The 25313-nt window shown below is 73.0% G+C and carries 22 protein-coding genes; 6 read left to right on the top strand and 16 right to left on the bottom strand.

The annotated features are described in order from the left end of the window. Nucleotides 1-42: 42 nt before the first annotated feature. Nucleotides 43-615 carry a PPA1309 family protein gene (locus ABZ714_RS15475; protein WP_358825716.1) on the top strand — a complete coding sequence of 191 codons (573 nt, stop codon included), beginning with the start codon at nucleotides 43-45 and terminating at the stop codon, nucleotides 613-615. A gap of 183 nt (nucleotides 616-798) precedes the next feature. On the opposite strand, the gene ABZ714_RS15480 is transcribed toward ABZ714_RS15475, so the two are convergent. The 4 genes from ABZ714_RS15480 to ABZ714_RS15495 all read right to left on the bottom strand — a co-directional run bounded on the left by ABZ714_RS15480 (nucleotide 799) and on the right by ABZ714_RS15495 (nucleotide 4421). Then, complete coding sequence (locus ABZ714_RS15480; RefSeq protein WP_358825717.1) at nucleotides 799-1890, bottom strand: PDZ domain-containing protein; 1092 nt, start codon at nucleotides 1888-1890, stop codon at nucleotides 799-801. 188 nt (nucleotides 1891-2078) lie between these two features. Next, nucleotides 2079-2252 (bottom strand): hypothetical protein, encoded by a 174-nt coding sequence (locus tag ABZ714_RS15485; protein ID WP_358825718.1) that lies wholly within the window; start codon nucleotides 2250-2252, stop codon nucleotides 2079-2081. A gap of 476 nt (nucleotides 2253-2728) precedes the next feature. Beyond that, nucleotides 2729-3187, bottom strand: coding sequence for a molybdenum cofactor biosynthesis protein MoaE (locus tag ABZ714_RS15490; RefSeq protein ID WP_358825719.1), 459 nt, complete (start codon nucleotides 3185-3187; stop codon nucleotides 2729-2731). 106 nt (nucleotides 3188-3293) lie between these two features. Continuing rightward, entirely contained in the window at nucleotides 3294-4421 is a 1128-nt protein-coding gene (locus ABZ714_RS15495) for an NAD-dependent epimerase/dehydratase family protein (RefSeq protein WP_358825720.1), read from the bottom strand. A gap of 191 nt (nucleotides 4422-4612) precedes the next feature. On the opposite strand from ABZ714_RS15495, the gene ABZ714_RS15500 reads away from it, so the two are divergent. Both ABZ714_RS15500 and ABZ714_RS15505 read left to right on the top strand, forming a co-directional pair. After that, nucleotides 4613-6067, top strand: a complete 1455-nt coding sequence (locus ABZ714_RS15500; RefSeq protein ID WP_358825721.1) for a zinc-dependent metalloprotease — start codon at nucleotides 4613-4615, stop codon at nucleotides 6065-6067. After that, nucleotides 6064-6615: an NUDIX hydrolase gene (locus tag ABZ714_RS15505; RefSeq protein WP_358825722.1), complete on the top strand. Its 552-nt coding sequence runs from the start codon at nucleotides 6064-6066 to the stop codon at nucleotides 6613-6615. Before ABZ714_RS15500 ends, ABZ714_RS15505 begins: the two co-directional genes overlap by 4 nt. A 225-nt stretch (nucleotides 6616-6840) precedes the next feature. On the opposite strand, the gene ABZ714_RS15510 is transcribed toward ABZ714_RS15505, so the two are convergent. The 4 genes from ABZ714_RS15510 to ABZ714_RS15525 form a co-directional block, all read right to left on the bottom strand. Beyond that, nucleotides 6841-7581, bottom strand: a complete 741-nt coding sequence (locus ABZ714_RS15510; RefSeq protein WP_358825723.1) for an AIM24 family protein — start codon at nucleotides 7579-7581, stop codon at nucleotides 6841-6843. Nucleotides 7582-7599: 18 nt separating this feature from the next. Then, a complete protein-coding gene (locus ABZ714_RS15515) occupies nucleotides 7600-8280 on the bottom strand; it encodes an AIM24 family protein (protein ID WP_358825724.1) in 681 nt (226 codons plus the stop codon). Between the two features lie 14 nt (nucleotides 8281-8294). Next, the gene (locus ABZ714_RS15520; RefSeq protein ID WP_358825725.1) at nucleotides 8295-9950 is read right to left on the bottom strand and encodes a TerD family protein; all 1656 of its coding nucleotides are present in this window, start codon (nucleotides 9948-9950) and stop codon (nucleotides 8295-8297) included. A gap of 150 nt (nucleotides 9951-10100) precedes the next feature. Next, the gene (locus ABZ714_RS15525) at nucleotides 10101-10820 is read right to left on the bottom strand and encodes a M48 family metallopeptidase (protein WP_358825726.1); all 720 of its coding nucleotides are present in this window, start codon (nucleotides 10818-10820) and stop codon (nucleotides 10101-10103) included. A gap of 286 nt (nucleotides 10821-11106) precedes the next feature. Here ABZ714_RS15525 and ABZ714_RS15530 point away from each other — a divergent pair, with 286 nt between their 5' ends. Together ABZ714_RS15530 and ABZ714_RS15535 are read left to right on the top strand one after the other, a co-directional pair. After that, nucleotides 11107-12255 carry a ThiF family adenylyltransferase gene (locus tag ABZ714_RS15530; RefSeq protein WP_358825727.1) on the top strand — a complete coding sequence of 383 codons (1149 nt, stop codon included), beginning with the start codon at nucleotides 11107-11109 and terminating at the stop codon, nucleotides 12253-12255. Between the two features lie 76 nt (nucleotides 12256-12331). Then, nucleotides 12332-13909, top strand: coding sequence for an AarF/ABC1/UbiB kinase family protein (locus tag ABZ714_RS15535; RefSeq protein WP_358825728.1), 1578 nt, complete (start codon nucleotides 12332-12334; stop codon nucleotides 13907-13909). A gap of 176 nt (nucleotides 13910-14085) precedes the next feature. On the opposite strand, the gene ABZ714_RS15540 is transcribed toward ABZ714_RS15535, so the two are convergent. From ABZ714_RS15540 to ABZ714_RS15560, 5 genes are all read right to left on the bottom strand, one after another. Continuing rightward, the gene (locus ABZ714_RS15540; protein ID WP_358825729.1) at nucleotides 14086-14289 is read right to left on the bottom strand and encodes a hypothetical protein; all 204 of its coding nucleotides are present in this window, start codon (nucleotides 14287-14289) and stop codon (nucleotides 14086-14088) included. Nucleotides 14290-14473: 184 nt separating this feature from the next. Beyond that, nucleotides 14474-14797 (bottom strand): hypothetical protein, encoded by a 324-nt coding sequence (locus ABZ714_RS15545; RefSeq protein ID WP_358825730.1) that lies wholly within the window; start codon nucleotides 14795-14797, stop codon nucleotides 14474-14476. Beyond that, nucleotides 14794-15171, bottom strand: a complete 378-nt coding sequence (locus ABZ714_RS15550; protein WP_358825731.1) for a WhiB family transcriptional regulator — start codon at nucleotides 15169-15171, stop codon at nucleotides 14794-14796. Before ABZ714_RS15550 ends, ABZ714_RS15545 begins: the two co-directional genes overlap by 4 nt. A 190-nt stretch (nucleotides 15172-15361) precedes the next feature. Next, a complete protein-coding gene (locus ABZ714_RS15555; protein WP_358825779.1) occupies nucleotides 15362-15685 on the bottom strand; it encodes a hypothetical protein in 324 nt (107 codons plus the stop codon). Nucleotides 15686-15924: 239 nt separating this feature from the next. Continuing rightward, on the bottom strand, nucleotides 15925-18099 hold the full coding sequence (locus ABZ714_RS15560; RefSeq protein ID WP_358825732.1) for an ATP-dependent DNA helicase UvrD2: 2175 nt from the start codon (nucleotides 18097-18099) through the stop codon (nucleotides 15925-15927). Between the two features lie 228 nt (nucleotides 18100-18327). Here ABZ714_RS15560 and ABZ714_RS15565 point away from each other — a divergent pair, with 228 nt between their 5' ends. Beyond that, the gene (locus tag ABZ714_RS15565) at nucleotides 18328-18582 is read left to right on the top strand and encodes a mycoredoxin (protein ID WP_358825733.1); all 255 of its coding nucleotides are present in this window, start codon (nucleotides 18328-18330) and stop codon (nucleotides 18580-18582) included. 131 nt (nucleotides 18583-18713) lie between these two features. Here ABZ714_RS15565 and nudC read toward each other — a convergent pair whose 3' ends face one another. From nudC to ABZ714_RS15580, 3 genes are all read right to left on the bottom strand, one after another. Continuing rightward, nucleotides 18714-19667 carry an NAD(+) diphosphatase gene (gene nudC, locus ABZ714_RS15570; RefSeq protein WP_358825734.1) on the bottom strand — a complete coding sequence of 318 codons (954 nt, stop codon included), beginning with the start codon at nucleotides 19665-19667 and terminating at the stop codon, nucleotides 18714-18716. A gap of 150 nt (nucleotides 19668-19817) precedes the next feature. After that, nucleotides 19818-21215: a dipeptidase gene (locus tag ABZ714_RS15575; protein ID WP_358825735.1), complete on the bottom strand. Its 1398-nt coding sequence runs from the start codon at nucleotides 21213-21215 to the stop codon at nucleotides 19818-19820. A 10-nt stretch (nucleotides 21216-21225) separates the two neighbouring features. Next, a complete protein-coding gene (locus tag ABZ714_RS15580; RefSeq protein WP_358825736.1) occupies nucleotides 21226-24945 on the bottom strand; it encodes an ATP-dependent DNA helicase in 3720 nt (1239 codons plus the stop codon). Nucleotides 24946-25313: the final 368 nt, after the last annotated feature.

Below are 25313 nucleotides of genomic sequence, written 5' to 3' on the forward strand. Positions count from 1 at the left end.
GCCGGTTCCCGGCGGGGGCCGCGGAAGAGGCAGGATATGGGCATGTCCAATGAATCCTCCCCTCCGTCCTCCGCCGCGTCCGGCCCGATCGCGGCGAGCCCGCTGACCCGGGCGGTCCTGGAGATCGACGAATACGCGGCCACCCTCGGCTGGGATCTGCCCGCCCGGCTCTTCGCCCTGGTCGACACGGCGCGGCTGCGGTCCCAGGAACCCGGCCTGGCCGAGCAGCTGGGGCTCTCCGGCGACGAGGCGGCGGCGCCGCTGACCCCGATCGAGCAGGACGAGATCCCGGCCGGTACGCCGCTGGACGAGTTCCTGGCCACGATCGCCTGGCCGGACGCGGTCGCGGGCTGTGCCCTGACCGTGGAGCGGCAGATGCTGCCCCCCACGGCGGAGGCGTCGGTTCCGGACAACCTGGACAAGGCGTCCCTCGCCCGCTGGGTGGCGAAGCACCCGGACCGCCAGGAGGTCCGGATGACGGTGGCCGTACTGCGGGACGGCGCCCGCGAGTCGGCCCTGCGGCTGCGCGAGAAGGACTCCCCCACGGACGTGCTGACCGGCCCCGACCTGGTGCCGGGGCTGGCCGATGCCCTGTCGGCGACCTTCGAGGCGTAGCCGGGGCGCGGGTGGCGGCGTCCGCGCTCGTACGCGACGCCGCGACGCCCGTGCTCTCGTACGGGGCCCTGCCCGAGCGGCGGGGCCCGTACGGCCGAGGCACGAGGCGGCCGGGCGGTCCGGAGCGGCGGGCGGCCGGGCGGGGCCGGGAGCCCGGCGGGCGGGTCCGGCGGAGCAGCCGGGTCAGCCCTTGGCGCAGGACGGCAGCCCGGCGGTGTCGCCGGACTTGATCTTCGCCAGGGACTTGGTGGCGTCGGCGATGGTGTCGACCTTGACCAGGGTCAGCCCGTCGGGGATGTCCGCGGCGGCGGCCTCGCAGTTGTCGGCGGGGGTGAGGAAGTACTCCGCCCCGGCGGACCGCGCGCCCACCAGCTTCATCGCGATGCCGCCGATCGGGCCGACCCGGCCGTCGTCGTCGATGGTGCCGGTGCCCGCCACGAACTTCCCGCCGGTCATATCGCCGGGGGTGAGCTTGTCGACGATCCCCAGGGCGAACATCAGCCCGGCGCTGGGCCCGCCGACATCGGCGAGATTGATGTCGATGGTGAACGGGAAGGTGTGGTCGGTCCCGGCCTGGATGCCGACGACGGCCCGGTCGGGCTTCCCCTCGGCCTTCGCGGTGGTGATGGTGATCCGCTCGGTGACGTCGGGCTCCCGCCCGGCCTTCTCGGCCTCGGCGGCCTCCTTCGCCGGAACGACGGTGAAGACGGTGTCCTCGCCGGGCTTGTTCCTGGTGACCAGCTTCGCCACATCGGCCGGTTCCTCGACCGGCCGGCCGTCGACGGCCTTGATCACATCGCCCGCGTGCAGCTTGCCCTCGGCGGGGGTGCCCTTGACGACGGTGGCGACCACGACCCGCGAACCGACCTCGATCTTCAGCTCCTTCAGGGCGGCGACCTTGGCGCTCTCCTGGGACTGGCTGAACTCCTCGGCGTTCTCCTGGGTGGACTGCTCCTCGGTCTGCCCGTCGGGGTAGAGCGTGTCGTGCGGTACGACGACGTTGTCGTGGGCGAGCCAGCCGTACATGGCCTCGACCAGATTCATCCGATAATCGGCGCCGGTGACGCGGACGGTGGTCATATTGAGGTTGCCCGAGGCCGGATAGGTCTTCCGCCCGGAGATCCGGAGAACCGGTTCGCCGCCCGCCTCGCCCAGGGTGTTGACCGTGGGGCCCGGCGACATCTCCGCGTACTTCACCGGGATCAGAATGCCCGCGCAGAGCAGCGCGACGGCGATCATCGAGGCGGCGAGCATCGTCGCGGTGCGGCGTGGCATGGAACGACAGTACGGGACGGGACCGTCCGTGCGCCGTCCGGGCCGGTCCGTACGGGGAGCGGCGCGACGACGTGGGCCGGGCCGTACGGAATCGGATCCGTACCGGAGCCGCCCGAGGCGGGCGGGGCTCGTAAGCCCGCCCGAGACACCCGGCGCGGCGCGGCTCGTACGGGGCCGGGCGCGGGCCGTCAGCCGTCGTTGCGGCCGGTGGACCCCGCCTTCTCCATCGCGTCGCGGAACCGTGCGTAACCGGCGAGTTCGGCCACGTCACCGGTGGTCCGGTTGCGTGAGGCCCAGCCTCCCCATATCGCGGCACCGACGGCAGCGAACAGCGGAATCAGCAACCATGCGAGTGCTGCCATCGCGACCTCCCTACCCCATGGACCAGCGCGGCCGGAGACCGTCGCGGCGACTCCGGCTGAGTGATCAACAGATTAATCATCCACCGCTTCAACGCTCGTACCAGGGGCCCGGTTACGCAAATCGGAGTACGCCGCGCCCTCCGGAGAGCCCGGCACCCCGACGCGCCCGGCGGCCTGATGCTGTTCGCGGTCCGCGGCCCGCCTGTGGCTGGTCGCGCGGTTCCCCGCGCCCCCCAATGCTCTCCCCAGCGCCGGCCTGCAGGGATTCCCGGCCTTGGAGGGCCCGCCTTTGGGAAGAGGCGGTCAGGAGGGCGACCGAGGTGGCGCTGGGGGTCCCCCATTGCCTCAGGCATAGGGGGCGGAACCGCGCGGCAAGCCACCCACCGGCGTGCGGTCGCCCGAGAACACCTGCCCGGCCGGGCGCACGGCATGGGCCTCACCCGGAGGGTCAAGGTGCTCAAGGCCCAGGCCGGGGGCTACGCGCCGACCCATTCCTCCGTGCCGTCCGCGAAGGTCTGGTGCTTCCAGATCGGGACCTCGCGCTTGAGGTCGTCGATGAGGCGGCGGCAGGCCGCGAACGCCTCCGCGCGGTGCGGGCAGGCGACGGCGACGACCACCGCGAGGTCGCCGACCACGAGGTCGCCGACCCGGTGGACGGCGGCGAGGGCGCGGACCGGGTAGTCGGCGGCGATCTTCTCGGCGACCCGGCGCAGCTCGGCCTCGGCCGTGGGGTGGCAGGAGTAGCCGAGTGCCCGTACGTCGGTCCCGGCGTCGTGGTCCCGTACGGTTCCGACGAAGAGGGCCGTACCACCGGCCGAGGGGTCGCCGACCGCCGCGAGGACCTCGTCCACGGAGAGCGGGGCGTCGCGGACGGCGAGGAGCCGCAGCGGATCGTGGCCCGCCCGCTCCCCCGGGTGATCGTGCCTGGTCGTCATGGCCTCATCGTGCCGTACGCCGCCGTTTCCGGGCCACCGGCGGCTGCCGACGGGCCGGGGGTCGCGCCGGGGCGCCCGGGGTGCCCCGGGCCGCCCGGCGCGGGCGTCAGATCCGGCGGCGGGCCTTGCGGGCCCGGCGTACCAGCGCGGCCGTACCGAGCAGGGCGACCGTCGCCGCGGCCCCGCCCGCCGCCGCCGCGTCCTTGCGGCCCAGTCTGCGGCCCGCGACGGTGTGGCGGCCCGCGACCTCGTCCAGGAGCGCCGTCAGGACCTCCTCGTTGGTCCAGGCGGGCCGCCATCCGGCGGCATGGAGCCGGCTGACGCTGACCACCCAGGGGTGCATCGTGTAGGCGAGGTCCCCGGCCGGGGAGGGGGTCACGCCGATCCGGTGCAGCCGGGCCGCCGCGCCGAGGGCGACCGCGGACGGCAGCTCCATCCGGCGGATCCCGCTCAGCTCCTCGACCTCCTCCTGTTCCAGCCAGCCCTCGCAGCCGACGGCCAGCTCGCCGTCGACCTTTTCGAGGGCCGCGTACTCCAGGGCGCTGACCAGGTCCTCGACATGGCAGAACTGCCAGGCGGGCCGGGATCCGGCCACGACGAGCAGCCGGGGCGACTCGAAGTAGCGGGTCAGCGCGGTGTCCGTACCGCCGACGAGGACGGCGGGCCGGACGACGGTCACGTTCAGTCCCGGGTGGGCGCGGGGCGCGCGCCGGGCCAGGTGCTCGATCTCCAGGAGATCGCCGACGCCGGTGGCCTCGGCGGTGGCCCGCAGCTCGGCGTCCTCCGACAGCGGGATGTCGTTGTCGGGCAGGGCGCCGTAGACCATGGCCGAGGTGCAGAGCACGGCCCGGCGGACGCCCGCGGCCGCCGCGGCGGTAAGGACCGTCTGCGTACCTCGTACGTTGTACGCGCTGCGGGCGGTGTCGTCGGATTCGAGATCGAGGTCGAGCGCGAGGTGCACCACGACGTCGGCGCCGCGCAGCTTCTCGGCGATCGCCGGGTCGCGGACGTCGAGAACGTGCCAGGTGGCTTCGGGGATCTCCCCCCGGCGCTCGTCGATGGCGACGACCCGTCCCACCTCGTCGGAGGCGGCCAGTCGCCGGGCCAGCAGTTCTCCGACGCCCGTGGCGGCACCGGTGACCGCGACGACGGGTCCGCGACCTGCGGCCCCCTCGCCCGGGGTCGGGGTTGAGCGGTTTCGCGCTCCGCGAACCTGCGGATCTGGGGAACTCACCAGGCGTCTCCAGCGGTTGTCTTCAGTACGTACGGTATGACGCGTACGGACCAGGTGGCGTCCATCCTGCCGCAGGCCACGAGCCGACGGAGCACCGAGCCCGGATGCGGGCCGGGATGTCTACGCTGGGTGGTGTTGTGAGGGCATTCGCCGTCGGCAGGAGCCGGCGGCCCTACGAGCCGAGGAAACCCGTGAGTGACACCCCATTCGGATTCGGCCTTCCGCCGGAGGAGCCGGAGCCCGGCGACGGCAAGAAGAAGGACCCCGCGGGCGGTGGCAGCGGCGCCGGCGGTTCGTCCCCGCAGAATCCCTTCGGATTCGGCGGCGGGCCCGGTGGCGGGGACAATCCTTTCGCCGCCATGTTCGGGGCCATGGGCCCGCAGGACCTGGGCGCCGCCTTCCAGCAGCTCGGCCAGATGCTGAGCTACGAGGGCGGCCCGGTCAACTGGGACATGGCCAAGCAGATCGCCCGCCAGACCGTCTCCCAGGGCACCGCGGACGGCGTCAAGGACGCCTCCGTGAGCCCGGTGGACCGTACGGCGGTGGAGGAGGCGCTGCGGCTGGCGGATCTCTGGCTGGACGGGGTGACGTCCCTGCCGTCGGGCGCGAACACGGCGGTGGCGTGGAGCCGCGCCGAGTGGGTCGAGGCGACCCTCCCGGCGTGGAAGCAGCTGGTCGACCCGGTCGCCGAGCGGGTGGGCACGGCGATGGGCGGGGTGCTGCCGGAGGAGATGCAGGCCATGGCGGGCCCGCTGATCGGCATGATGCGCTCCATGGGCGGTGCCATGTTCGGTCAGCAGATCGGGCAGGCGATGGGCGTCCTGGCCGGTGAGGTCGTGGGCTCCACGGACATCGGTCTGCCGCTCGGCCCGGCCGGGAAGGCCGCGCTCCTGCCGCTGAACGTGGAGGCGCTCGGCAAGGACCTGGGTGTCCCCAAGGAGGAGGTCCGGCTCTATCTGGCCCTGCGCGAGGCCGCTCACCAGCGGCTTTTCGCCCATGTGCCGTGGCTGCGCTCGCATCTCTTCGGGGCCGTCGAGGGCTATGCCCGGGGTATCACGGTCGACACCTCCAAGCTGGAGGACGTCGTGGGGCGGTTCGACCCCTCGCATCCGGAGCAGCTGCAGGAGGCGCTCCAGCAGGGCATGTTCCAGCCGGAGGACACCCCGCAGCAGAAGGCGGCGCTGGCCCGGCTGGAGACGGCGCTGGCGCTGGTGGAGGGCTGGGTGGACGCGGTGGTGCACGCCGCCGCCTCGTCCCGGCTGACGTCGGCCGACGCGCTGCGCGAGACGCTGCGCAGGCGGCGCGCCTCGGGCGGGCCCGCCGAGCAGACCTTCGCCACCCTGATCGGCCTCCAGCTCCGTCCGCGCAGGCTGCGGGACGCCTCGCGGCTCTGGGCGTCGCTGACGGACGCGCGCGGGATGGACGGCCGGGACGCGCTCTGGGAGCACCCTGACATGCTGCCGACCGCCACCGACCTGGACGACCCGGACGGTTTCGTCCACCGCGAGCAGCTGGACTTCTCGGAGCTGGACAAGATGCTCGGCGAGGCGGCGTCGGGTGACGGCAAGGCCGGCGGCGACGGCGACAACAAGGCCGAGGGTGACGACAAGGGCGAGGGCGACGGGACGGAGGGCCCGGGCCGGTGAGTCTGCACGACGACGCCGTCGCCGTACTGAAGGGTCATGACACCGGGGGCGACGCACAGCAGGAAGAGCTGCGGCTGCGCTATCTGGACCATCTCGCGGCCCGTCCGGACGGGATGTGGAAGGCGTGCGGGGAGGGGCATCTGACCGCCAGCGCGCTGATCGTGGATCCGGGTCGGGAGCGGGTGCTGCTGACCCTCCACCGCAAGCTGGGGATGTGGCTCCAGATGGGCGGCCACTGCGAGCCGGGCGATCCGACGCTGGCGGCGGCCGCGCTCCGGGAGGCGACCGAGGAGTCCGGGATTCCGGGGCTGACCCTGGTGGCCGCCCGGGACGGTGTGCCGGGCCCGGTCCGGCTGGACCGCCATCCGATTCCGGCGCCCTGCCACTGGCATCTGGATGTGCAGTACGCGGCGCTGGCCCCGGCCGGCGCGACGGCCCGGATCAGCGACGAGTCGCTGGATGTGCGCTGGTTCGGCTATGCCGAGGTGGCGGAGGTGGCGGACGATTCGGTGGTCCGGCTGCTGGAGCGGGCCAGGGCCGCGCTGTAGCGGCGCCGTCGCGGGGGCGGCGAGCCGGGGCCCGTACCGTACGGGCCCGGTGCCGAGCGCCCGGCGCCCGTACCAGCGGATGCGGTGGTTCCGTACGGGCCCGGCCGCGGCCGGGCGCCCGTATGCGACGGGGCCGGGACGGCGAAGACGAAAGGGGTGCCCGTCCTCCTGCGCGGAGGACGGGCACCCCTTGTCGCTGTGTCGGTACGCGGGTACCGCCCGGGGTCAGCTCCAGGAGTTGCCGCGGTTGCGGCCGTCCGCGCCGAACTGGCCGCGGACGCCCTCGCCGATCTGGGCGTTCTGCGGCGGCATGACCTCACTCGGCTGAACGAGGACGAAACCCTGGCCGAGGAAGCTCAGCTCCCAGCCCTCGCCGGTGTTGCCGCGCCGGGTCCGGACGCTGGTCGACGTCGTCGGGGCCTGCATCTGCACCCGCAGCCCGGTCGACCAGGCGACGATCGCGTCGGAGTCGACGTTCACATACGAGTCGGGGGTCACCCGGAGCATCAGCGGCTGGCCGGAGGTCATCAGGGCGACCTTGCCCGGTCCGGAGATATTGAGCTGGTACCTCCCGGATCCGGAGATTCCGTACTCGCTGTCGACCGCGAGGACCTCGGTCCGCAGATCGGGGTCGAGGGCGAGGACGTACGAGCTGTCGACGGTCAGACCGCCGCTGTCGACGTCCACGAGATGGATGTGCTGGGCGAGGTTGGCGAGGTAGACGGTGCCCTGGCCGGAGCAGCGCATCAGGTCCAGGCCCTCGCCGGTCCGCTCCTGGCTGCGGCGGCTGCTCGCGCTCTGGTACTCGCCGTCGAAGTCGACGAGTCCCTGATAGGCGACCATCGCGCCCTTACGGGCGAGGACGTCGTCGTTCCCCTTCAGGGTGACCCGCAGGAGCTGCGGGTTCTGAACGGCGTAGCGCTCCTGGGTCTGCTGCTCGCCATAGGTGAAAAGTGGGCTCTGCATGGTGTTCTTCCGCTCCCCTCAGCCCCGGATCCGCAGCCGGTCGGTGTTGTCCTCACTGGGCTGGACGACGACGATGCCCTCCCCGGAGAAGGCCATCTGGTACGCCTCCCCGGTGCCGCGGCCGATCAGGGCCCCGGCCTTCATGCTCCGCTTGGCCTTCACCTTCAGATGCGGTGACCAGGCGACGAGGGCGTCGGGGTCCACATAGGTCTCGTCCTGGCCCCGGCCGCAGTCGACCACGATGGGCGTTCCGCGGGAGGTGAGGGCGACCCAGCCGGTGCCCGCGATCTCCACGTTCCACAGGCCGGTTCCGGCGAGTTTGGCCATGCCCTTGACCTTCTGGACGCCCCACTGGAGGTGGGCGTCGAAGGCGAGGACGTTGGAGCCGTTGACGGAGAGGGAGTCGTTGTCGAGGTAGATCACCACGACATCGGCGCCGTAGTCGGCGAGATACAGCACGCCGTCGCCGTGGCAGCGCATGATCGGCGCGCCTTCGCCGGTCGCCCACTGCGACAGCGCCTGCTGCGCGGAGGGCGGATTGGCCTCGTACTGGACGAAGCCCTCGTAGGCGACCATCGAGCCGGTCCTGGCGAACAGGTCCTGGCCGGTGGCCATGGCCACCTTGAGCATGGTGCGGCCGTGGTTCTCCATCCGGGCCGCGACAGGGGTCGGGGCATAGCCCGCGAGTTGCTGGTTCATGTTCTGGGGCTCCCTCAGACCTCGTAGGGCTGGACGACGACGAAGTTGCCGGGCGCGCCCCGGAACTGGAGGTTCACGGTCTCGCCGCTGTGTCCCGGATACGAGTGGCGGCGCAGCCGGACCTGGGAGGCCACGATGACCTGCGACGCGGCGGACCAGGCGACGATGGCGTTGGTGTCGACGAAGGTGCTCGGAGTGACCGGGAGGACGACCGGGATGCCGTGAGTCTTGACGACGACGGTGCCGGTGCCCTGGAACTGGAGGGTGAAGAGCACCCCGCCGGGGATGCCGTGGCCCTCGATCCGGCGGACCTCGACCTGGAGGGACTCGTCGAAGGCGAGGACGTTCTCGGCGGAGACGCAGATCGCGTCGCCCTGCAGTTCGATGGGGTGCAGATAGGCGTTGTTCTCGGCGAGGAAGACCTGTCCCCGGCCGGTACAGCGCATCAGCTGCATCTCCTGGCCGGTGGCCCGGCCGGTGACCCGGCCCGCGACACCGCTGCTCTTGTGGCTGAAATCAATCTTTCCCTGGTACATGACCATACTGCCGCTGCGGGCGAGTACGGCGGTACCGCCCATGGCCACGTCGACCCGCATCAACTGCTGGTTCTGCGGGGTCCAGCGCTGCCCGGTGGGGGTTTCGCGGTACGACTGGAGAGCCGCGTGGAGTCCGGGGCCGGCGGCGGGCATGCCCTGCGGCACACCGGCGGGTGCGCCGGGGACACCGGGCGCGCCGACACCGGGCTGGCCGTATCCGAACGGCGGCGCGGCGGCGGGCGGCGGGGCCATTCCGGGAACCTGGCCGAAGGGCGGCTGCTGGCCCGGCACCTGACCGAACGGCGGCTGCTGACCGGGCACCTGGCCGAACGGCGGGGCGGCGACGGGCGGCGGTACGGGCATGCCCGGCGGCGGTACGGCCGCGGGCGGGGCCGGGGGGACCGCGACCGGCGGCGCCGGGGGCACCGGGGCCTGGCCGAAGGCGGGCGCGGGCTGCGGCGGATACGGCTGTCCGACCGGCGGCGCCGGCGGGACAGGAGCGACGGGCGGGACGGGTGCGGCCGGTGCTGCGGGCGGCGGGGCGCCGAACGCGGGCGGGGCCGCGGGGGCTACGGGTGCCGGGGCCTGCGCGGCGGCCGGCTGGTCCTCGGCGACCTCGCCGCCGAAGTTCCGCAGCAGCGCGTCGAGCCCGCCGTCGAAGCCCTGGCCGACGGCGGCGAACCGCCAGACGTCCTTCAGATAGAAGTCGCCGAGCATCACCGCGCGCTCGGTGGTGAACTCCGCGCCCGTGAAGGGGTAGCGGGCGACTTCCTCGCCTCCGGCGACGATCCGGACGTAACCGGGGCCGACCTGCGACATCTGGCCGGCGCCGTCGATGGTGGCGGTGAAGCTGAGCTTGGTGATGTGCGCCGGTATGCGGTCGAGCGTGACCCGGAACGACTCGGTGTCCCCGGACTGCGCGCCGAGCAGCTGAATGGACTCTTCCGGGGACTTCGGCTGGTTGAAGAAGACGAAGTACCGGTCGTCCGAGAGTTTCTCGGCCGCGTCCAGCCCGAAACAACTGATGTCGAAGGTCAGACCGGGGGCGGCGATCGATACGCCGACATACAGATCCGTACCCGCGGTGAGATCACTGATCTTGGCCTTGTGGCCGCGTTGGAATTCCCTGGCCATGCGTAACGACCGTCCCCCATCCCGAAAAAAACGACGAATGCGTCGCGCCAGGCTAACCGCTGGCCACCACATCCGGCCAAGGGGCCGAGGCGTGCCGGGACAGTATCGGTACACGGAGATCGCCGCACCGGGGTGCGGGCACCGGGCGGATCAGCGGTCGTCGGAGTCCGGGCCCGCCGCGGGGGCGCTGTCGTCCCCTCGGTCCCCGCGGTCTCCGTCGTCTCTACCGTCCCTGTGGTCTCCGTCGCCCGCGCCGTCTCCGTACGGGGGCCGGGGCAGCCGCTCGGCGGCGACGACGCCCTCCAGATAGCCACGGGCGCGCTCGGTCCTCGGATACGCCTCCAGCAGCCGCCAGAAGCGGGGCCCGTGCCCGGGGACCAGCAGATGGGCGAGTTCGTGGACGAGGACGTAGTCCACCACGTACTCGGGCATGCCCTGGAGGCGGTGGGAGAGCCGGATACTGCCCTCGGCCGGGGTGCAGGAGCCCCAGCGGGTGTTCTGATTCGTCACCCATCGCACCGAGGCGGGGCGGGCCCGGCCGTCGAGATACTGCGCGGAGAGCCGCTCGGCGCGCTCGGCCAGCTCGCCGTCGCCGAGGATCCGCTTGCTCTCCTGCGCGGCCAGTTTGTCCAGCATCACACCGACCCAGCGGCGTTCCTCGGCCTCCGACATCCGGGCCGGGATCAGGACGATCGTCCGGTCGCCCTCGCGGTAGGCGGAGACGGTCCGGCTGCGGCGCGCGCTTCTGCGGACCTCGACCGCACTGGTCGCCGCTCCTCTGGAGGCACGGCCGGTGGCACGGCGCCGCGGGCTTTCCCCGCCCCCGGGCGGGGTCCGGCCGGCGACACGGGAGGAAGGGTCGACGGACACGCCATGACGTTACCCGCTGAATGCCGCAGAAGCACCGGCTCCGCGTCGGTTCTCCGCTGAACTCCGCCGTGCGCCACCACACGAACACAGCATTGAAACGATAATCACCCCGCACGCTCACACCTGTGGATAACTTTCCCCCCTCGCGGACCCGGCCGTGCATTCTGATCCCACCGGCGCGATCGGAAGGCGGGCGGCCCGGAAGCCCGGCCGCCTTCATGATCGAAGCCTTCATGATCGATATCCGCGCCGCGCGAGCCGCGGGAACGGAAACGGGGGAACGGCGATGCGTCCGATGGTGAAACCGGCGTTACGGCGCGCCTGGCGCGCCCGGCAGACGGTCCAGTTCGGGGTGACGCCCGCGCACGCGGTGTCGATCGGCCCGGTCGACACCGCGACCGGGGCCCTGCTGGAACGGCTCGACGGGACGCGCGATCTCGATCTGCTGCGCGCCGACGCACGGACGATGGGGCTGCCGGACGGCCTGGCCGAGACCCTGGTCAGACGGCTGACGACGGCCGGTCTGATCGATGACGCGAGCAGCGGCGGGCCCGCCGCCGAAGCCCTGCGGCGGCGCCGGGACGCGCTCGACCGGCTCCGCCCGGACGCGGCCTCGTTGTCGGTGGTCGCCCCGGAGCCGGGTGGCGGCCTGCGCCGGCTCGCGGCCCGGCGGGGCCTGCGGGTCCGGGTCAGGGGCGCGGGCCGGGTCGGGGCCTCCGTGGCGGCGCTGCTGTCGGCGGCCGGGGTCGGCGGGGTCGAGGTCCTCGACGGCGGGTGTACGGAGCCGGGGGACGTGACGCCCGGCGGGCTGCCCGCGGGCGCGGTCGGGGAGCGCCGTGATCTGTCGGCCCGCCGACTGGTCCGCCGGGCCGCTCCCGGGCGGCCGCCCCGCTCCTCCCCCGGCGGGGGCGGGGACCTGCCGGGGGAGCCGGGGCTGGCGCTGGTGGTGGTCTGCCCCCGGGACGGTCTGGGGGCCTATGTCCCGGATCCGCTCCCGGCGGCCGACTGGATCGCGGGCGGGGTGCCGCATCTGTACGCGGGCGTGGTCGAGGCGACGGGGGTGGTGGGCCCGCTGGTCCTGCCCGGCGGTACGGCCTGCGCGAGCTGTATGGAGCTGTCCCGGACGGACCGCGACCCCGGCTGGCCCCGGCTGCTGGCCCAGTGGCGTTCGGGCGGCCGCCGGGTGCCGGTGCCCGCCTGCGAGCTGTCCCTGGCGTCGACGGTCGCGGGGCTGACGGCGGCGCACGCGCTCTCCTTCCTCGACGGCGAGCTGCCGCTGACCGCCGGAGCCCGCTGGGAGACGTCGCTGCCGCTGCTGGACTGGCGCCGGGAGCCGCTGGCCCCGCATCCGCGGTGCGTCTGCGGCGCGTACCGGAAAAGTGAGGGGGATGACACCCCGGGACCGCCCGGGTCTCACGAGAGAATGACGGAGTGACGCGGCACGGGGGCCGAACCGTCGGGCTCACGCGGCATGGCTGTCGGGATTCGGGAGCCGGGATTAGGAGGGGCGTATGTCTGATCTTCCCCGGAAGGCGGTTACTCGGACCGCCAAGCTGGCCGCGCTGCCATTGGGGTTCGCGGGGCGGGCCACTTGGGGTCTTGGCAAGCGGATCGGGGGCAGACCGGCCGAGATCGTCGCCCGCGAGCTGCAACAGCGGACCGCCGAGCAGCTGTTCAAGGTGCTGGGCGAGTTGAAGGGCGGTGCGATGAAGTTCGGGCAGGCGCTCTCCGTCTTCGAGTCCGCCCTGCCGGAGGAGGTCGCCGGTCCCTATCGCGCCGCGCTCACCAAGTTGCAGGACGCGGCTCCCCCGATGCCGACGAGTACGGTGCACCGGGTGCTCGCGGAGCGGCTGGGCGAGGGGTGGCGTGAGCTGTTCCTGGAGTTCGACGACGCCCCGTCGGCGGCGGCCTCGATCGGCCAGGTCCATCGCGCGGTCTGGGCCGACGGGCGGCCGGTCGCGGTGAAGGTGCAGTATCCGGGGGCGGGGGCGGCGCTGTTGTCGGACCTCACCCAGCTGAGCCGGTTCGCCCGGCTGCTGGGCCCGCTGATACCGGGGATGGATGTGAAGCCGCTGATCGCGGAGTTGCGCGACCGGGTGGCGGAGGAGCTGGACTACGCCCTGGAGGCCGAGGCGCAGCACGCGCACGCGGCGGAGTTCGCGGGCGATCCCGATGTGCTGGTCCCCGATGTGGTGCACCAGTCGGAGCAGGTCCTGGTCACGGAGTGGCTGGAGGGGATACCGCTCGCGGAGGTGATCGCCGGGGGTTCGCCGGAGCAGCGTGACCGGGCGGGCCAGCTGCTGGCCAGGTTTCTGTTCTCGGGTCCGGCCAGGACCGGGCTGCTGCACGCGGATCCGCATCCGGGGAATTTCCGGCTGGTCCCCGGGGAGGACGGGGAGGAGTGGCGGCTCGGGGTGCTGGACTTCGGCACGGTCGACCGCCTCCCGGGCGGGCTGCCGCCGCAGATCGGGGAATCCCTGCGGATGACGCTGGAGGGCGAGGCGGACGCGGTCTACGAGACGCTCCGCGAGGAAGGCTTCGTCAAGGAGGAGATCGATCTCGACCCGGACGCGGTCCTGGAGTATCTGCTGCCGATCATCGAACCGGCCGAGGCGGACGAGTTCACCTTCAGCCGGGGCTGGATGCGGTCCCAGGCGGCGCGAATAGCGGATCTCCGCTCCCCCGCGCATCAGCTGGGCAAGCAGCTCAATCTGCCGCCGTCGTATCTGCTGATCCACCGGGTGACGCTCAGCACGATCGGGGTGCTCTGCCAGCTCAACGCGACCGTACGGCTCCGGGACGAACTGGAGGACTGGGTCCCCGGCTTCCTCGGGGAGTACGACGAGGACACGGAGTACGAAGAGACGGAGCACGAAGAGGAGGCCGCAGAGGACGCAGGGGCCGCAGACGCAGCCGACGAGTCGGGGGAGCCCGTCGGCAGCGCCGGGGCGGTCGAGGACGCCGATGGCGGATCGGTGTCCGGGGACGGCGGCGGTCACACCGGGGAGAAGGCGCCGCCTCCCCGCGCCGCCCGCCGCGCCTCCGACGATCCGTACCCGGACGCCGACCAGGCCCCCACCCGGGCCTGACCGGCCGCGCCGACACCCCGGCACGGCCCGGCCCCGCACGGCCGCGAGCACTATCACGAGCACGGCCACAAGCACGATCTACAAGGGGCGGGAGGGGCGGGGGCGGGGAGGGGAGGGCCCCCGGGGGGAGGCGGAGAACCGGTGGAGGGCGCCTCCCCGTGTTCCGCACTCCGGGGCTACCACCGGCTGGAGTCGAGGCGGCCTTCGATGGCGCGGAGGTTTGCGCGGGCGCAGTCGTCGCAGAAGTAGTGGCGGGTGCCGTTCTCCACGGAGCAGGTCCAGGTGAGAGGGGCCGGTCCCGCGGCGTCCCGGCCGCAGCGGGCACATCCGACGCGCTCGGCGCCCGGGTCGTCCGGGCGGGGAGTCTTCTGCTGGTCCACCCGGTGACGATACCTCCGCCCGGGGCGGTGGCCGGGGCAACGCACCGCGGGGGCCGGTCCGTCAGGACCGGCCCCCGCGGGCTGTTGTCGCCGTTCGACGGGCGACCGGGGATCTCCTCGTGGATCAGGCCGGACGAGTACCGGGCCCGCGAGCCCGGCGAGATCCATGAGAGTCCGTCCGGTTCTAGTTCATGACGGCCATGGCGAGCGCCCGGCGGGCGCGCATCGAGGCGCGCTCCGCCCGGCGCTGCATGCGCCGCGCGGCGACCAGGCGCGTGGCCCGGCGTTCCGCGTCGGCTTCGCGCAGGCGGTCGCGCATTTGCGCGCGCGCCATGGCTTCTGGGATGAGTTGCATCGCGTGGGTCCTGTTCTGGCGGGCGTCGGCCGCGCCGGTGGTGGTGAAGTCTGTGGTAGCCGAGCGCGGAAGCTCGTTCACGGCAGTGGGCATGGGGTCCTGCTTCTGGGGGTCGTGCGCGTAGGGGCGGTCGATGGTTCCGATGGCTTTCATGCCGAGACCGGGTTCTTACGCGGGCGACCACGGGGCCGCTTGCGGGCGACGACCACGCCCTGGACGAACAGCTCGCCGCCCCAGACGCCCCACGGCTCGCGGCGCTCCTTGGCGCCCGCGAGGCATGCCTCCATCAGGGGGCAGGTGCGGCAGAGGGACTTGGCGTACTCGACGTCCGCCGGGGACTCGGCGAAGAAGACCTCCGGGTCGTACGAACGGCAGGGGACGGGTACGCCGAGGTTCTCGATGGCGTCGTCGAGCGCGGTGAGCGCGGTGAGCGGGGCGGGGGAGGTCAAGAGGGAGTCCTTCGCGTGGGCGGGCGGGGAGAGCTGCGGGTGCGGCGGTACGGACGGGGCGTGCGCTTCGAGTTGCACGGTCTGTCTTTCCTCGTCTTGTCGGTCCGGCGGTCGGCCGGTTGGTGGTCCCCCGGCGGTGTCGGGGGGCTGGTACCGGGTGGTGCTGTCCCGAGGTTCCTTCGGACCGTTCTCCCCTGTGCCGGGAAAAACAGAAGGGCCGCGGATCCCGAGTGGGTTCCGCGGCCCTGAAGGCGCCGGCCTGATCAGATCAGGCTGGATCACTCCAGGGTTCATGCCCACGGAAGGCCCACTTGGTGGGGTGCTGCTTCGTCTGCTGGGTGTTTTCGGCACTGGCCGCCGCGGGGGCATAGCCCTTGACGGGGGCTCCCGCTGCTGCTGCCACCAGTGCCTTGGTCGGTCGCTCGACCCGCTCCATGCCCCGGACAGGGAGTCCGGCCCGCAGAGCGACGGCAGGGGTGGCGGCGACGGCGCCGGACAGACCGGTGCCATTGCCCAGACCACTGCCATTGACGAGCAGCGACGCGGAGAAGCCGAGCGAGCAGGCGGAGACGACGGCCGAGCGATCGGTCATCGCAGCGGTAGCGGTGCTGACGAAGTTCGCAGCGGTGCCGGTAAAGCCGGTGTTGTCGGTCTTGATGATGATCACTGGGTTCGCCTCCTCTCGGCGTCTCGGGACCGGCCGGGGCCGGTCGCATGTATTCGGATAAGTACATCACGAGGACAGGGCTTCAGTGAAGCGCCCGTTCTCGTGGTTAAGAACCTATGGGGCTCGTCGGGGCATGCGCAAACTATTTTTCCGACGAGTTTTCCTCACTCCTCCTCGGGACCGCTCTCCACGTCCTGGCCTGCGCAAATGGCGAGGACGTCGGCGCCGAAGCGGTCCAGCTTGCGGCCTCCGACTCCGGAGATCGCGCTCAGCTCCCGCTCGTCGCCGGGGACGGCTTCGGCGATGGCCATCAGGGTCTTGTCGGTGAAGACGCAATAGGCGGGCTGGCCGAGCTCCCGGGCCTGTCCCGAGCGCCAGTCGCGGAGGCGTTCGTAGAGCGCCTCGTCCATGTCGGACGGGCAGTCCTCGCAGCGCATCAGCTTCATCTCACCGGCGTCGGTGAGTGTTTTGCCGCAGACCCGGCAGAGCACGGGTCCGCGCCGCTTGCGGCGGCCGGAGCCGCCCGACTCGACTCCGCCGCCGCCTCCGGCGGTGCGGGTGCCGGGGGCGGTGGAGCCGGGCCGCAGCCCGTTGAGGAAGCGGGTGGGGCGGCGGCCCGCCCGGCCGCCGGGGGAGCGGGAGAGCGCCCAGGAGAGGGAGAGGTGGAGCCGGGCGCGGGTGACACCGACGTAGAGGAGCCGGCGCTCCTCCTCGATCTGCTCGTCGGTCTTGGCGTAGGTGATGGGCATGGTGCCCTCGGTGAGGCCGACGAGGAAGACGGCGTCCCATTCGAGGCCCTTGGCGGCGTGCAGTGACGCGAGGGTGACGCCCTGGACGGTGGGGGCGTGCTGGGCGGCGGCCCGTTCGTCGAGTTCGGTGACGAGGTCGGCGAGGCTCGCGCCGGGCTTGGCGCGGGCGAACTCCTCGGCGAGCCGGACGAGGGCGGCGAGGGATTCCCAGCGGTCCCGGACGGCGCCGGATCCGGCGGGGGGCCGGTCCGTCCAGCCCTTGGTCGAGAGCACGGCCCGGACCTGGGCGGGAAGGTCCTCGGCATCGTCGAGGAGGGCGTCGTTGGATCCGGCCCTGGCGGCGCCGCGGAGCGCGATTCCGGCCTCGCGGACCTCCTGGCGTTCGAAGAACCGCTCGGCGCCGCGGAGCTGATAGGGCACTCCGGCGTCGGCGAGCGCCTGCTCGTAGACCTCGGACTGGGCGTTGACCCGGTAGAGGACGGCGATCTCCCCGGCGGGGACTCCGGCGGCGACGAGATCGCGGATCCGGCGGGCGGTGCCCTCGGCCTCGGCGGGTTCGTCGGGGTACTCGGTGTAGGCGGGCTCGGGGCCGGGGTCGCGCTGGGAGACCAGTTCGAGGCGGTGCTGGGCGGCCCGGCCCCTGGCCTGGCCGAGGAGGCCGTTGGCGAGATGGACCACCTGGGGGGTGGAGCGGTAGTCGCGGACGAGCTTCACGACGGTCGCCGAGGGGTGGCGGGTGCGGAAGTCCAGCAGATGGTCGGGGGTGGCGCCGGTGAAGGAGTAGATCGTCTGGCTGGCGTCGCCGACGACGCAGAGGTTGTCCCGGTCGCCGAGCCAGAGGTCGAGGAGGCGCTGCTGGAGGGGGCTGACGTCCTGGTACTCGTCGACGACGAAGTGCTGGTACTGCCTGCGGATCTGGTCGGCGATGTCCTGGCGGTCCTGGAGGATGCCGACGGTCAGCAGCAGTACGTCCTCGAAGTCAATCACCGCGCGATCGCGCTTGAGCTGTTCGTACAGCGCATAGATCTGGCTGATTTCCGATGGGTCGCGCGGGGCGTCCCTGAGTGACTTGGCGACGACGGCGGGGTAGTCGGCGGGGACGGTCTGGGTGACCTTGGCCCACTCGATTTCGCTGGTCACATCGCGCAGCTCGTTGCGGTCGAGCCGGATCCGGCAGCGGGCGGCGGCCTCGGCGACGAGCTGGATCTTGCGTTCCAGCAGACGGGGCAGATCACCACCGACGACTTTCGGCCAAAAGTACTGGAGCTGGCGCAGGGCGGCGGAGTGGAAGGTCCGGGCCTGGACACCCCCGGCGCCCAGATCGCGGAGTCTGCCCCGCATCTCGCCCGCGGCGCGGTTGGTGAAGGTGACGGCCAGCACACTGGCGGGCTGGAGGATCCCGGCCCGGACGCCGTACGCGATGCGGTGGGTGATCGCGCGCGTCTTGCCCGTGCCGGCGCCCGCCAGCACGCACACCGGGCCGTGCAGGGCGGTCGCCACCTCGCGCTGCTCGGGGTCGAGCCCGGCGAGCACCGCGTCGGCCGACTCGGGGACCTGCGGGAAGAGGGAGGAGTGCGTTGCTGCTGTCACCCCGCCATGCTGCCAGGTCCCGCGGGGCGGGTGCGGCCGTTGTCCACAGCGGGGCGCTGTTCGTCGTACCGGGGCCGCGCCCGGCAGGGCGACGGCGTTCCCGTGACGACCCGGGATACGGGAATGGTGGCCGTGTCACGTACGTTCTAGGCGGTGCGGATCGCACCGGACGGGACCGCACCGAGTGGGGGGCCGATGGCCCCGGCAGGACAGAGGAGTCGTAGGACGATGTCGGGCACTGTGACGATGTACAGCACCACGTGGTGCGGATACTGCCGTCGGCTGAAGAGCCAGATGGATCGCGAGGGCATCGCGTACACCGAGATCAACATCGAGCAGGACCCGGACTCCGCGGCCTTCGTCGAGAAGGTCAACGGCGGCAATCAGACGGTGCCCACGGTGCTGGCGATTTCCCCCGGCGGTACCGAGACGGTGATGACCAACCCGAGTCTCGCCCAGGTGAAGCAGGCGCTCGGCGCCTGACGAGGCGGCCGGGCCCGGGCGGGCCCGTCGTCCCCAGCGGCCGTCCGGCCCGTCGTCGTGGTGACGGGGCCGGGCGGCCGTCGGCGTATGTCTGCGGACTCGGCGTATGTCGGCGGGTGGCCGCGGGCCGCTCAGAGGGAGCTGTGGCCGCCGGGCCTGGGGAGCGGCTTGCCGTACCAGATCTCGATCAGCCGGGCCGCGATGGAGATCCCGTACGGGGGCAGCACCTCGCCCGAGTCGAAGGCGGCGGCCAGTTCGTCGCGGGAGAACCAGCGGGCCTCGTGCAGTTCCTCGCCGTCGACCGTTATCCCGGACGTGGTCGCCCGGGCCGTGAAGCCGAGCATCAGGCTGGACGGGAAGGGCCACGGCTGGCTCGCCACGTACGCCACGTCCCCGACGACGACCCCCGCCTCCTCGAACGCCTCCCGGCGGACGGCCTGCTCCAGCGACTCCCCCGGCTCCACGAACCCCGCCAGGGTCGAGAAGCGGCCCTCGGGCCAGTGGAGCTGGCGGCCGAGGAGCGCCCGGTCCTCCTCGTCGGTGATCAGCATGATCACGGCGGGGTCGGTCCGGGGATAGTGTTCGGCGCCGCACGCCTGGCAGCGGCGGATGTGCCCGGCGGCGGCGATCACGGTCCGCTCCCCGCAGCGCGAGCAGAAGCGGTGCAGCCGCTGCCAGTTCTCCAGGGCGACGGCATGGGCGAGGAGGCCCGCGTCCCGGGCGGAGAGCAGCATTCCGGCCTCCCGCAGACCGGCCGGGCGGGCGGACTGGTCCATCCGGCCGGGCAGGGAGTCCTTCTGGAGGGCGAAGTAGCGGACTCCGTCGGGGTCGGTGCCGAGGAAGTAGCGGTGGGTCTCGGTGACGGGCGCCTCGAAGGCGGGGGTCATCAAGAGTTCGGTCCGCCCGTCGGGGGTGTCGTCGACGAGGGCGCGTCCGCCGGAGACCACGAACACCCGGGTCGTCGGGTGGCTCCAGGCCGCCGCCAGCCATGCCTCGTCCAGCCGGTGGTGGGCCGCGCGGTCGATCCCGCTGGGTGCGGTCAGGCTGATGGGCTGGTCGGCGGTGGACTGGCTCTCGGTGCTCAACGTACTTCCAACTCCCCCGGACGGGTTCCAGTTCGGCGGTGGGCGGTTACTGAACGTTCTCGGTGGTGGCGGGATCGGGTGGGCGGGCGTCGGAGGCGGGGGCCGGTGCCGGTACGGGCCCGGAGGCGCGAGCACGGGCGGGGCGCGGGGTCAGCGTGCCGCGTTCCCCAGGTCCTCCCAGAGGTGGGCGGCCGTCTCGACGCCTTTGAGCAGCAGTTCGATCTCGACCTTCTCGTTGGGCGCGTGCCAGCCGTCGGAGGGTACCGAGATGCCCAGGAAGAGGACGGGTGCCTCCAGGACGTCCTGGAGGTCGGCGGCGGGTCCCGAGCCGCCCTCACGGGTGAAGAGGATCTTCTGCCCGTCGAAGGCTCGGCTCATGGCGCGGACGACGGACTGGAGGGCGGGGTGGTCGAGGGGGGTGAGGCAGGGCCGGGTGGAGGCGGCGAAGGAGAGGTCGTAGCCGATGCCGTCGGGGACGCGGTCGGCGACCCAGCGGGCGACGGCGACCTCGACGGCGTCGGGGTCCTGGCCCGCCACCAGCCGGAAGGTGAGCTTCAGCCGGGCGGTGGCGGGGACGATGGTCTTGCCGCCGGGGCCCTGGTAGCCGCCGCCGATGCCGTTGACCTCGGCGGTCGGGCGGGCCCAGATCCGTTCCAGGGTCGTATATCCGGCCTCGCCGAGGGTGCCGGACGACTTGGCGGTGGCCAGCCAGGACGCCTCGTCGAACGGCAGTTCGGCAAAGAGGGCGCGTTCGGCGTCGCTCACGGGGACCACGCCGTCGTAGAAGCCGGGGATCGCGACGCGTTCGCCGTCGTCGTGGAGGGCGCCGGCGAGCCGGGCGGCGACGGTCGCCGGGTTGGGTACGGCGCCGCCGAAGGAGCCGGAGTGGATGTCCTGCGCCGGTCCGTGGAGGGCGATCTCGCAGTCGACGAGCCCCCGCATCCCGGTACAGACGGTGGGGGTGGTCTCGGACCACATCCCGGTATCGGAGACGATCACGGTATCGGCGGCCAGCCGCTCGGCCCGCTCCTCCACCAGGGCCCGGAAGTGGGGCGAACCGGACTCCTCCTCGCCCTCGATCAGCAGCTTCAGATGGACGGCGGGGGCGGTACGGCCGGTGGCGGCGAGATGGGCCCGGACCCCGAGGGTGTGGAAGAAGACCTGGCCCTTGTCGTCGGCGGCGCCCCTGGCGTACATCCTGCCGTCGGCGATCCGGGGCTCGAACGGCTCGGAATCCCAGCCGTCGGCGAGGGCGGCGGGCTGGACGTCGTGGTGTCCGTAGACGAGGACGACGGGGGCGCCGGGCTCGTCGGACGGCCATTCGGCGAAGACGGCGGGGGCGCCCGCCGTGGGCCAGACCTCGGCGACCGGGAAGCCGGTCTCTCGGAGGGCGCCGACCAGCCAGTCGGCGCTGCGCCGGACGTCCTCCGCGTGCTCCGGCCGGGCCGAGACGGAGGGGATCCGCAGCCATTCCGCGAGCTCCGCGAGGAAGGTTTCGCGGTGCTGCCGGATGTACGTACGGACGGCGCTGTCCGAGGTGTCGCTCATGTGTATGAGCCTAACCGGCGTACGGGTCGCCCTCCGCCGCCGTACCCGCCGCGACGGGGTCCCCGGCGGGACCCGGACGGTCGTCGGGGGTGCCCCGGAGGAGCCGTTCCAGCTCGTCCCGGCCGGGCAGCCGGGACGGGCTGACGATCTCGCCGCTGCGGATGAAGACGAAGGACGCGGTCACGTCCTCGGGGGCGAGTCCGTGCTGTTCGGCCCAGGCCAGCCGGTAGACGGCGAGCTGGAGGGGGTCGGCGGTGGCGGATCTGCCGGTCTTCCAGTCCACGATCTCGAACGCGGCGGGTGCCCCGTCGGCGCCCGGGGTCCGGTAGACGGCGTCGATCCGGCCCCGGATCACCCGTCCGGCGAGAGTGATCCGGAACGGGAACTCCATCCGGTACGGCGTCCGCCGGGCGTACGGCGTACGGGCGAACGCCTCCTTGAGTTCGGCGAGATCCCGCTCATCCGTGATGTCGGATTCGTCACCACCGTCACGGATGTCGCCGCCGTCGGTGCCGTACGGATCGCCGGGGAGTTCGTCCGGGCCGTGCAGGGGCAGCGGCAGCGCCTCGAAGCGGGACTCGACCCAGGCGTGGAAGCGGGTACCGCGCCGGGCGGCGGGCTGCGGCGCGCGCGGCATGGGCCGGGCCAGCTCGCGGGCGAAGCCGTCGGGGTCGGCGGCGAGCCGCAGCAGCTGGGACGCGGTGAGCGAGGCGGGCAGCGGGACGTCCCGGACGGCCGCCCCTCTGCGCCGCAGCTCGCCGGAGAGGGCTTCGAGATCGCGGTCCCAGGAGGCGATGGCGCGCAGTTCCTCGGGGGTCAGCCCGCCGTAGTCGTCACCGTCACCGTCCTCGCCGTCGTGTCCGGGGTGGGGCGGGGGGCCGGACGGCTGGTGCGGGAGTACGGCTCCGGAGGCGCCGCCGCGGGCGGGGGTCTCGTGGTCGTCGGGGGCGGGGGTCTCGTCGTACGGCGGGTCGCCGTCGCCGGTCTCGTAGGGGTCGGTGTCGGGTCCGGGATGGGGCGGGTCCCACTCCTCGTCGGGGGCAGGCTCGTCGTCCAGCCCCTCGGGGAAGAGGTCGTCCGCGTACGCGTCCCCGGCGTACGGCTCGTCCGCGCGCAGATGCCTCGTGTACGGATCCCCGGCATCCGGTTGCCCGGTGTCCGGCTCCCCGGGAACGGGGTCCTCCGGGGGCCGGGCCCGGCGCAGATAGGCCCGTACGGTCTCGGCGGCCCGGCGGCGGCGGCGCAGGGACTCCGGGTCCAGCGGCAGCGGCCAGGCGTGCTCGGGCCCGGTCTCCGCGAGCGCCGGGTTCACGGCGTCGTCGGCGGGGGCGTCCGCCCATGCCTCGATCTCCCCGAATCCGGCCGCGCAGTGGTCGTACAGGGCCTCCAGGAACGCGGAGGGTCCCCGGCGGCGCTTCTGGGTGGGCCCCCACCAGTGCCCGGAGCCCAGCAGCAGGGACCGGGGGCGGGTGAAGGTGACGTATCCGAGCCGCAGCTCTTCCGTGTGCTGGTGCTCCTTCATCCCCTCCTTGAACGCCTTCAGTCCCTTGGCGTCCCAGGCCGTGACGTCGGGGAGGGTGGCGGCGTCTCCGCGCAGGGCGTGCGGCAGGACCTGGGGATGCGAGGTCCATGCCTCGCGCCCCCGCTCGTTCGGGAACTGTCCGGTGACGAGCCCCGGTACGGCGACCACGTCCCACTCCAGTCCCTTGGACTTGTGGGCGGTGAGGACCTTGACCGTGTTCTCGCCGCCGGGGAGGGCGTTGTCGAGGCCCTTCTCGTACTGGGCGGCGGTCCGCAGGAAGCCGAGGAAGGCGAGGAGCCCGGCCTCGCCGTCGAGTCCGGCGAAGGAGGCGGCGATGTCGAGGAAGTTGGCGAGGGTCTCCCGGCGGCGGGCGGCGAGGGCGTGCGGGGACGCCGACAGTTCGACATCGAGCCCGGTGGCGCCGAGGACCCGGTGCAGCACGTCCATCAGGGGGTCGCCCAGGGCGCGGCGCAGCTCCCGCAGCTCGGCGGCGAGATGCGCGAAGCGGACCCGGGCCTCGGCGGAGAACGGCAGCCCGTCGTCCCGGCCGTCCGCCGCCCCTCCGGCACCTCCGGCACTTCCGCCGCCGCCGGGTTCGAGGAAGGTGTCGAGGGCGTCGGCGAGGGAGACCACTTCGGCCGGGTCGGTGCCCTCGACGGCGGCGGCGAGCCGTTCGTCGTCGTCGGCCGGCTCGTCGTCACCGTCGCCCCGCCGGTGGACCAGCAGCCGGGCGCGGCGGCCGAGGAGCGCCAGATCACGGGGGCCGATCCGCCACCGGGGGCCGGTGAGCAGCCGGACCAGGGACGCGTTGGCGCCGGGGTCCTGGAGGACTTCGCAGACGGCGACGAGATCGGCGACCTCGGGCAGGTGCAGCAGCCCGGAGAGCCCGACGACCTCGACGGGGACGTCCCGGGCGACCAGGGCGCCCTGGATCTCGGGGAAGTCGGCGGCGGTCCGGCACAGGACGGCGATCTCACCGGGCGCGGTGCCCGTACGGACGAGATGGGCGACGGAGCCGGCCAGCCAGGCGATCTCCTCGGTGTGCGTCGGCAGGAGGGCGATCCGCACACCGCCGTCGTGCTCGGCGCCGGGCGCGGGCCGTAGCGCCTCGACGCCCGCGTGCCGGGCGCGCAGGGGGGCGGCGAGGCCGTTGGCGAGCCGCAGCAGTCTGCCGCCGCTGCGGCGGTTCTCGCTCAGGGCGTAGCGGGTGGCGGGGGTGCCGTCGCGGTGCGGGAAGTGCTCGGGGAAGTCGTCCAGGTTGGCCACGGAGGCGCCGCGCCAGCCGTAGATGGCCTGGCAGGGGTCGCCGACGGCGGTCACGGCGTGGCCGGTGCCCCGGCCGAAGAGTCCGGAGAGCAGGATCCGCTGGGCGACCGAGGTGTCCTGGTACTCGTCGAGGAGGACGACCTTGAACTCGTCCCGCAGGATCCGTCCCGTCTCGGGCCGGGTGAGGGCCAGCTCGGCGGAGAGGGCGATCTGGTCGCCGAAGTCGAGCAGTTCGCGGGAGCGTTTGGCGGCGCGGTAGCGGGCGGTCAGTTCGAGCAGCTCACGGCGGGCGGCGACGGCTTCGGGGACCTTGCGCAGCTCGGCGTTGCCCAGCCGGACGCCGTCCAGGACGCGCTGGAGTCCGGTGTCGTACGCGGCCAGCCGCTCCGGGTCCACCAGGTGCTCCGACAGCTCGGCGTCGAGGGCGAGCAGATCGCCGACGAGGGTGGGGAAGGAGCGGGTGAGCGCCGGATACGGGCCCGGGGCCTCCCGCAGCACCCGGGCCGCGAGCTGGAAACGGGTGGCGTCGGCGAGGAGCCGGGCGGTCGGCTCCAGACCGATCCGCAGACCGTGGTCGGCGAGGAGCTGCCCGGCGAAGGCGTGGTACGTGGAGATCCTGGGCTCGCCCGGGGGATTGTCCGGGTCGATCACGTCGGGATCGGTGACCCCGGCCCGGACGAGAGCGGTCCTGACCCGGTCGGCCAGCTCGCCCGCGGCCTTGTTCGTGAACGTCAGCCCGAGGACTTCCTCGGGGGCGACCTGCCCCGTCCCGACGAGCCAGACGACCCGGGCGGCCATCACCGTCGTCTTCCCGGACCCCGCCCCGGCGACGACGACCTGCGGGGCGGGCGGCGCGGTGATGCACGCCGTCTGCTCCGGGGTGAAGGGGATCCCGAGCAGCTCCTTGAGCTGCTCGGGGTCGTCGATCCGAGCGGGGTTCATGCTTCGAGGCTACGGCCAGGGACTGACAGCCCCCGGCCGGGAGGGGGGTCTCGCCACGAGTGGCCCGCAGCCCGGCTGCGGCTTGTCGCGCGGTTCCGCCGCCCTGTGCCTCGGCCCTCCGGGTTGCCGCCCCGAACTACCCGGGTCGCGCCCGGCGCCCTGATGTTGTCGGCGGCCTGCGGACCGCCTGTGGCTTGTCTCGCAGTTCCCCGAGCCCCTCAATGCTCTCCCCAGCACCGTCCCGGGAAAGAGGCACCGCCTCTTTACGAGGGCGGCGAGAAAGGCAACCAGGGGCGCGGGGAACTGCGCGAGCAGCCACATTACGGCGCGCACTCGCCGTACAACGGCTACCGTCCACGGGGAGAGGG

Origin of the sequence: Streptomyces sp. NPDC006798, from assembly GCF_040635975.1 — a bacterium.
In the GTDB taxonomy this organism is placed as follows: Bacteria; Actinomycetota; Actinomycetes; order Streptomycetales; family Streptomycetaceae; genus Streptomyces.

Coding starts and splice junctions, on each gene's coding strand:
- ABZ714_RS15475 (WP_358825716.1), top strand. CDS start 43: ATGTCCAATGAATCCTCCCCTCCGTCCTCCGCCGCGTCCGGCCCGATC.
- ABZ714_RS15480 (WP_358825717.1), bottom strand. CDS start 1,890: ATGCCACGCCGCACCGCGACGATGCTCGCCGCCTCGATGATCGCCGTC.
- ABZ714_RS15485 (WP_358825718.1), bottom strand. CDS start 2,252: ATGGCAGCACTCGCATGGTTGCTGATTCCGCTGTTCGCTGCCGTCGGT.
- ABZ714_RS15490 (WP_358825719.1), bottom strand. CDS start 3,187: ATGACGACCAGGCACGATCACCCGGGGGAGCGGGCGGGCCACGATCCG.
- ABZ714_RS15510 (WP_358825723.1), bottom strand. CDS start 7,581: ATGCAGAGCCCACTTTTCACCTATGGCGAGCAGCAGACCCAGGAGCGC.
- ABZ714_RS15515 (WP_358825724.1), bottom strand. CDS start 8,280: ATGAACCAGCAACTCGCGGGCTATGCCCCGACCCCTGTCGCGGCCCGG.
- ABZ714_RS15520 (WP_358825725.1), bottom strand. CDS start 9,950: ATGGCCAGGGAATTCCAACGCGGCCACAAGGCCAAGATCAGTGATCTC.
- ABZ714_RS15530 (WP_358825727.1), top strand. CDS start 11,107: ATGCGTCCGATGGTGAAACCGGCGTTACGGCGCGCCTGGCGCGCCCGG.
- ABZ714_RS15535 (WP_358825728.1), top strand. CDS start 12,332: ATGTCTGATCTTCCCCGGAAGGCGGTTACTCGGACCGCCAAGCTGGCC.
- ABZ714_RS15545 (WP_358825730.1), bottom strand. CDS start 14,797: ATGAAAGCCATCGGAACCATCGACCGCCCCTACGCGCACGACCCCCAG.
- ABZ714_RS15555 (WP_358825779.1), bottom strand. CDS start 15,685: ATGACCGATCGCTCGGCCGTCGTCTCCGCCTGCTCGCTCGGCTTCTCC.
- ABZ714_RS15565 (WP_358825733.1), top strand. CDS start 18,328: ATGTCGGGCACTGTGACGATGTACAGCACCACGTGGTGCGGATACTGC.
- ABZ714_RS15575 (WP_358825735.1), bottom strand. CDS start 21,215: ATGAGCGACACCTCGGACAGCGCCGTCCGTACGTACATCCGGCAGCAC.
- ABZ714_RS15580 (WP_358825736.1), bottom strand. CDS start 24,945: ATGAACCCCGCTCGGATCGACGACCCCGAGCAGCTCAAGGAGCTGCTC.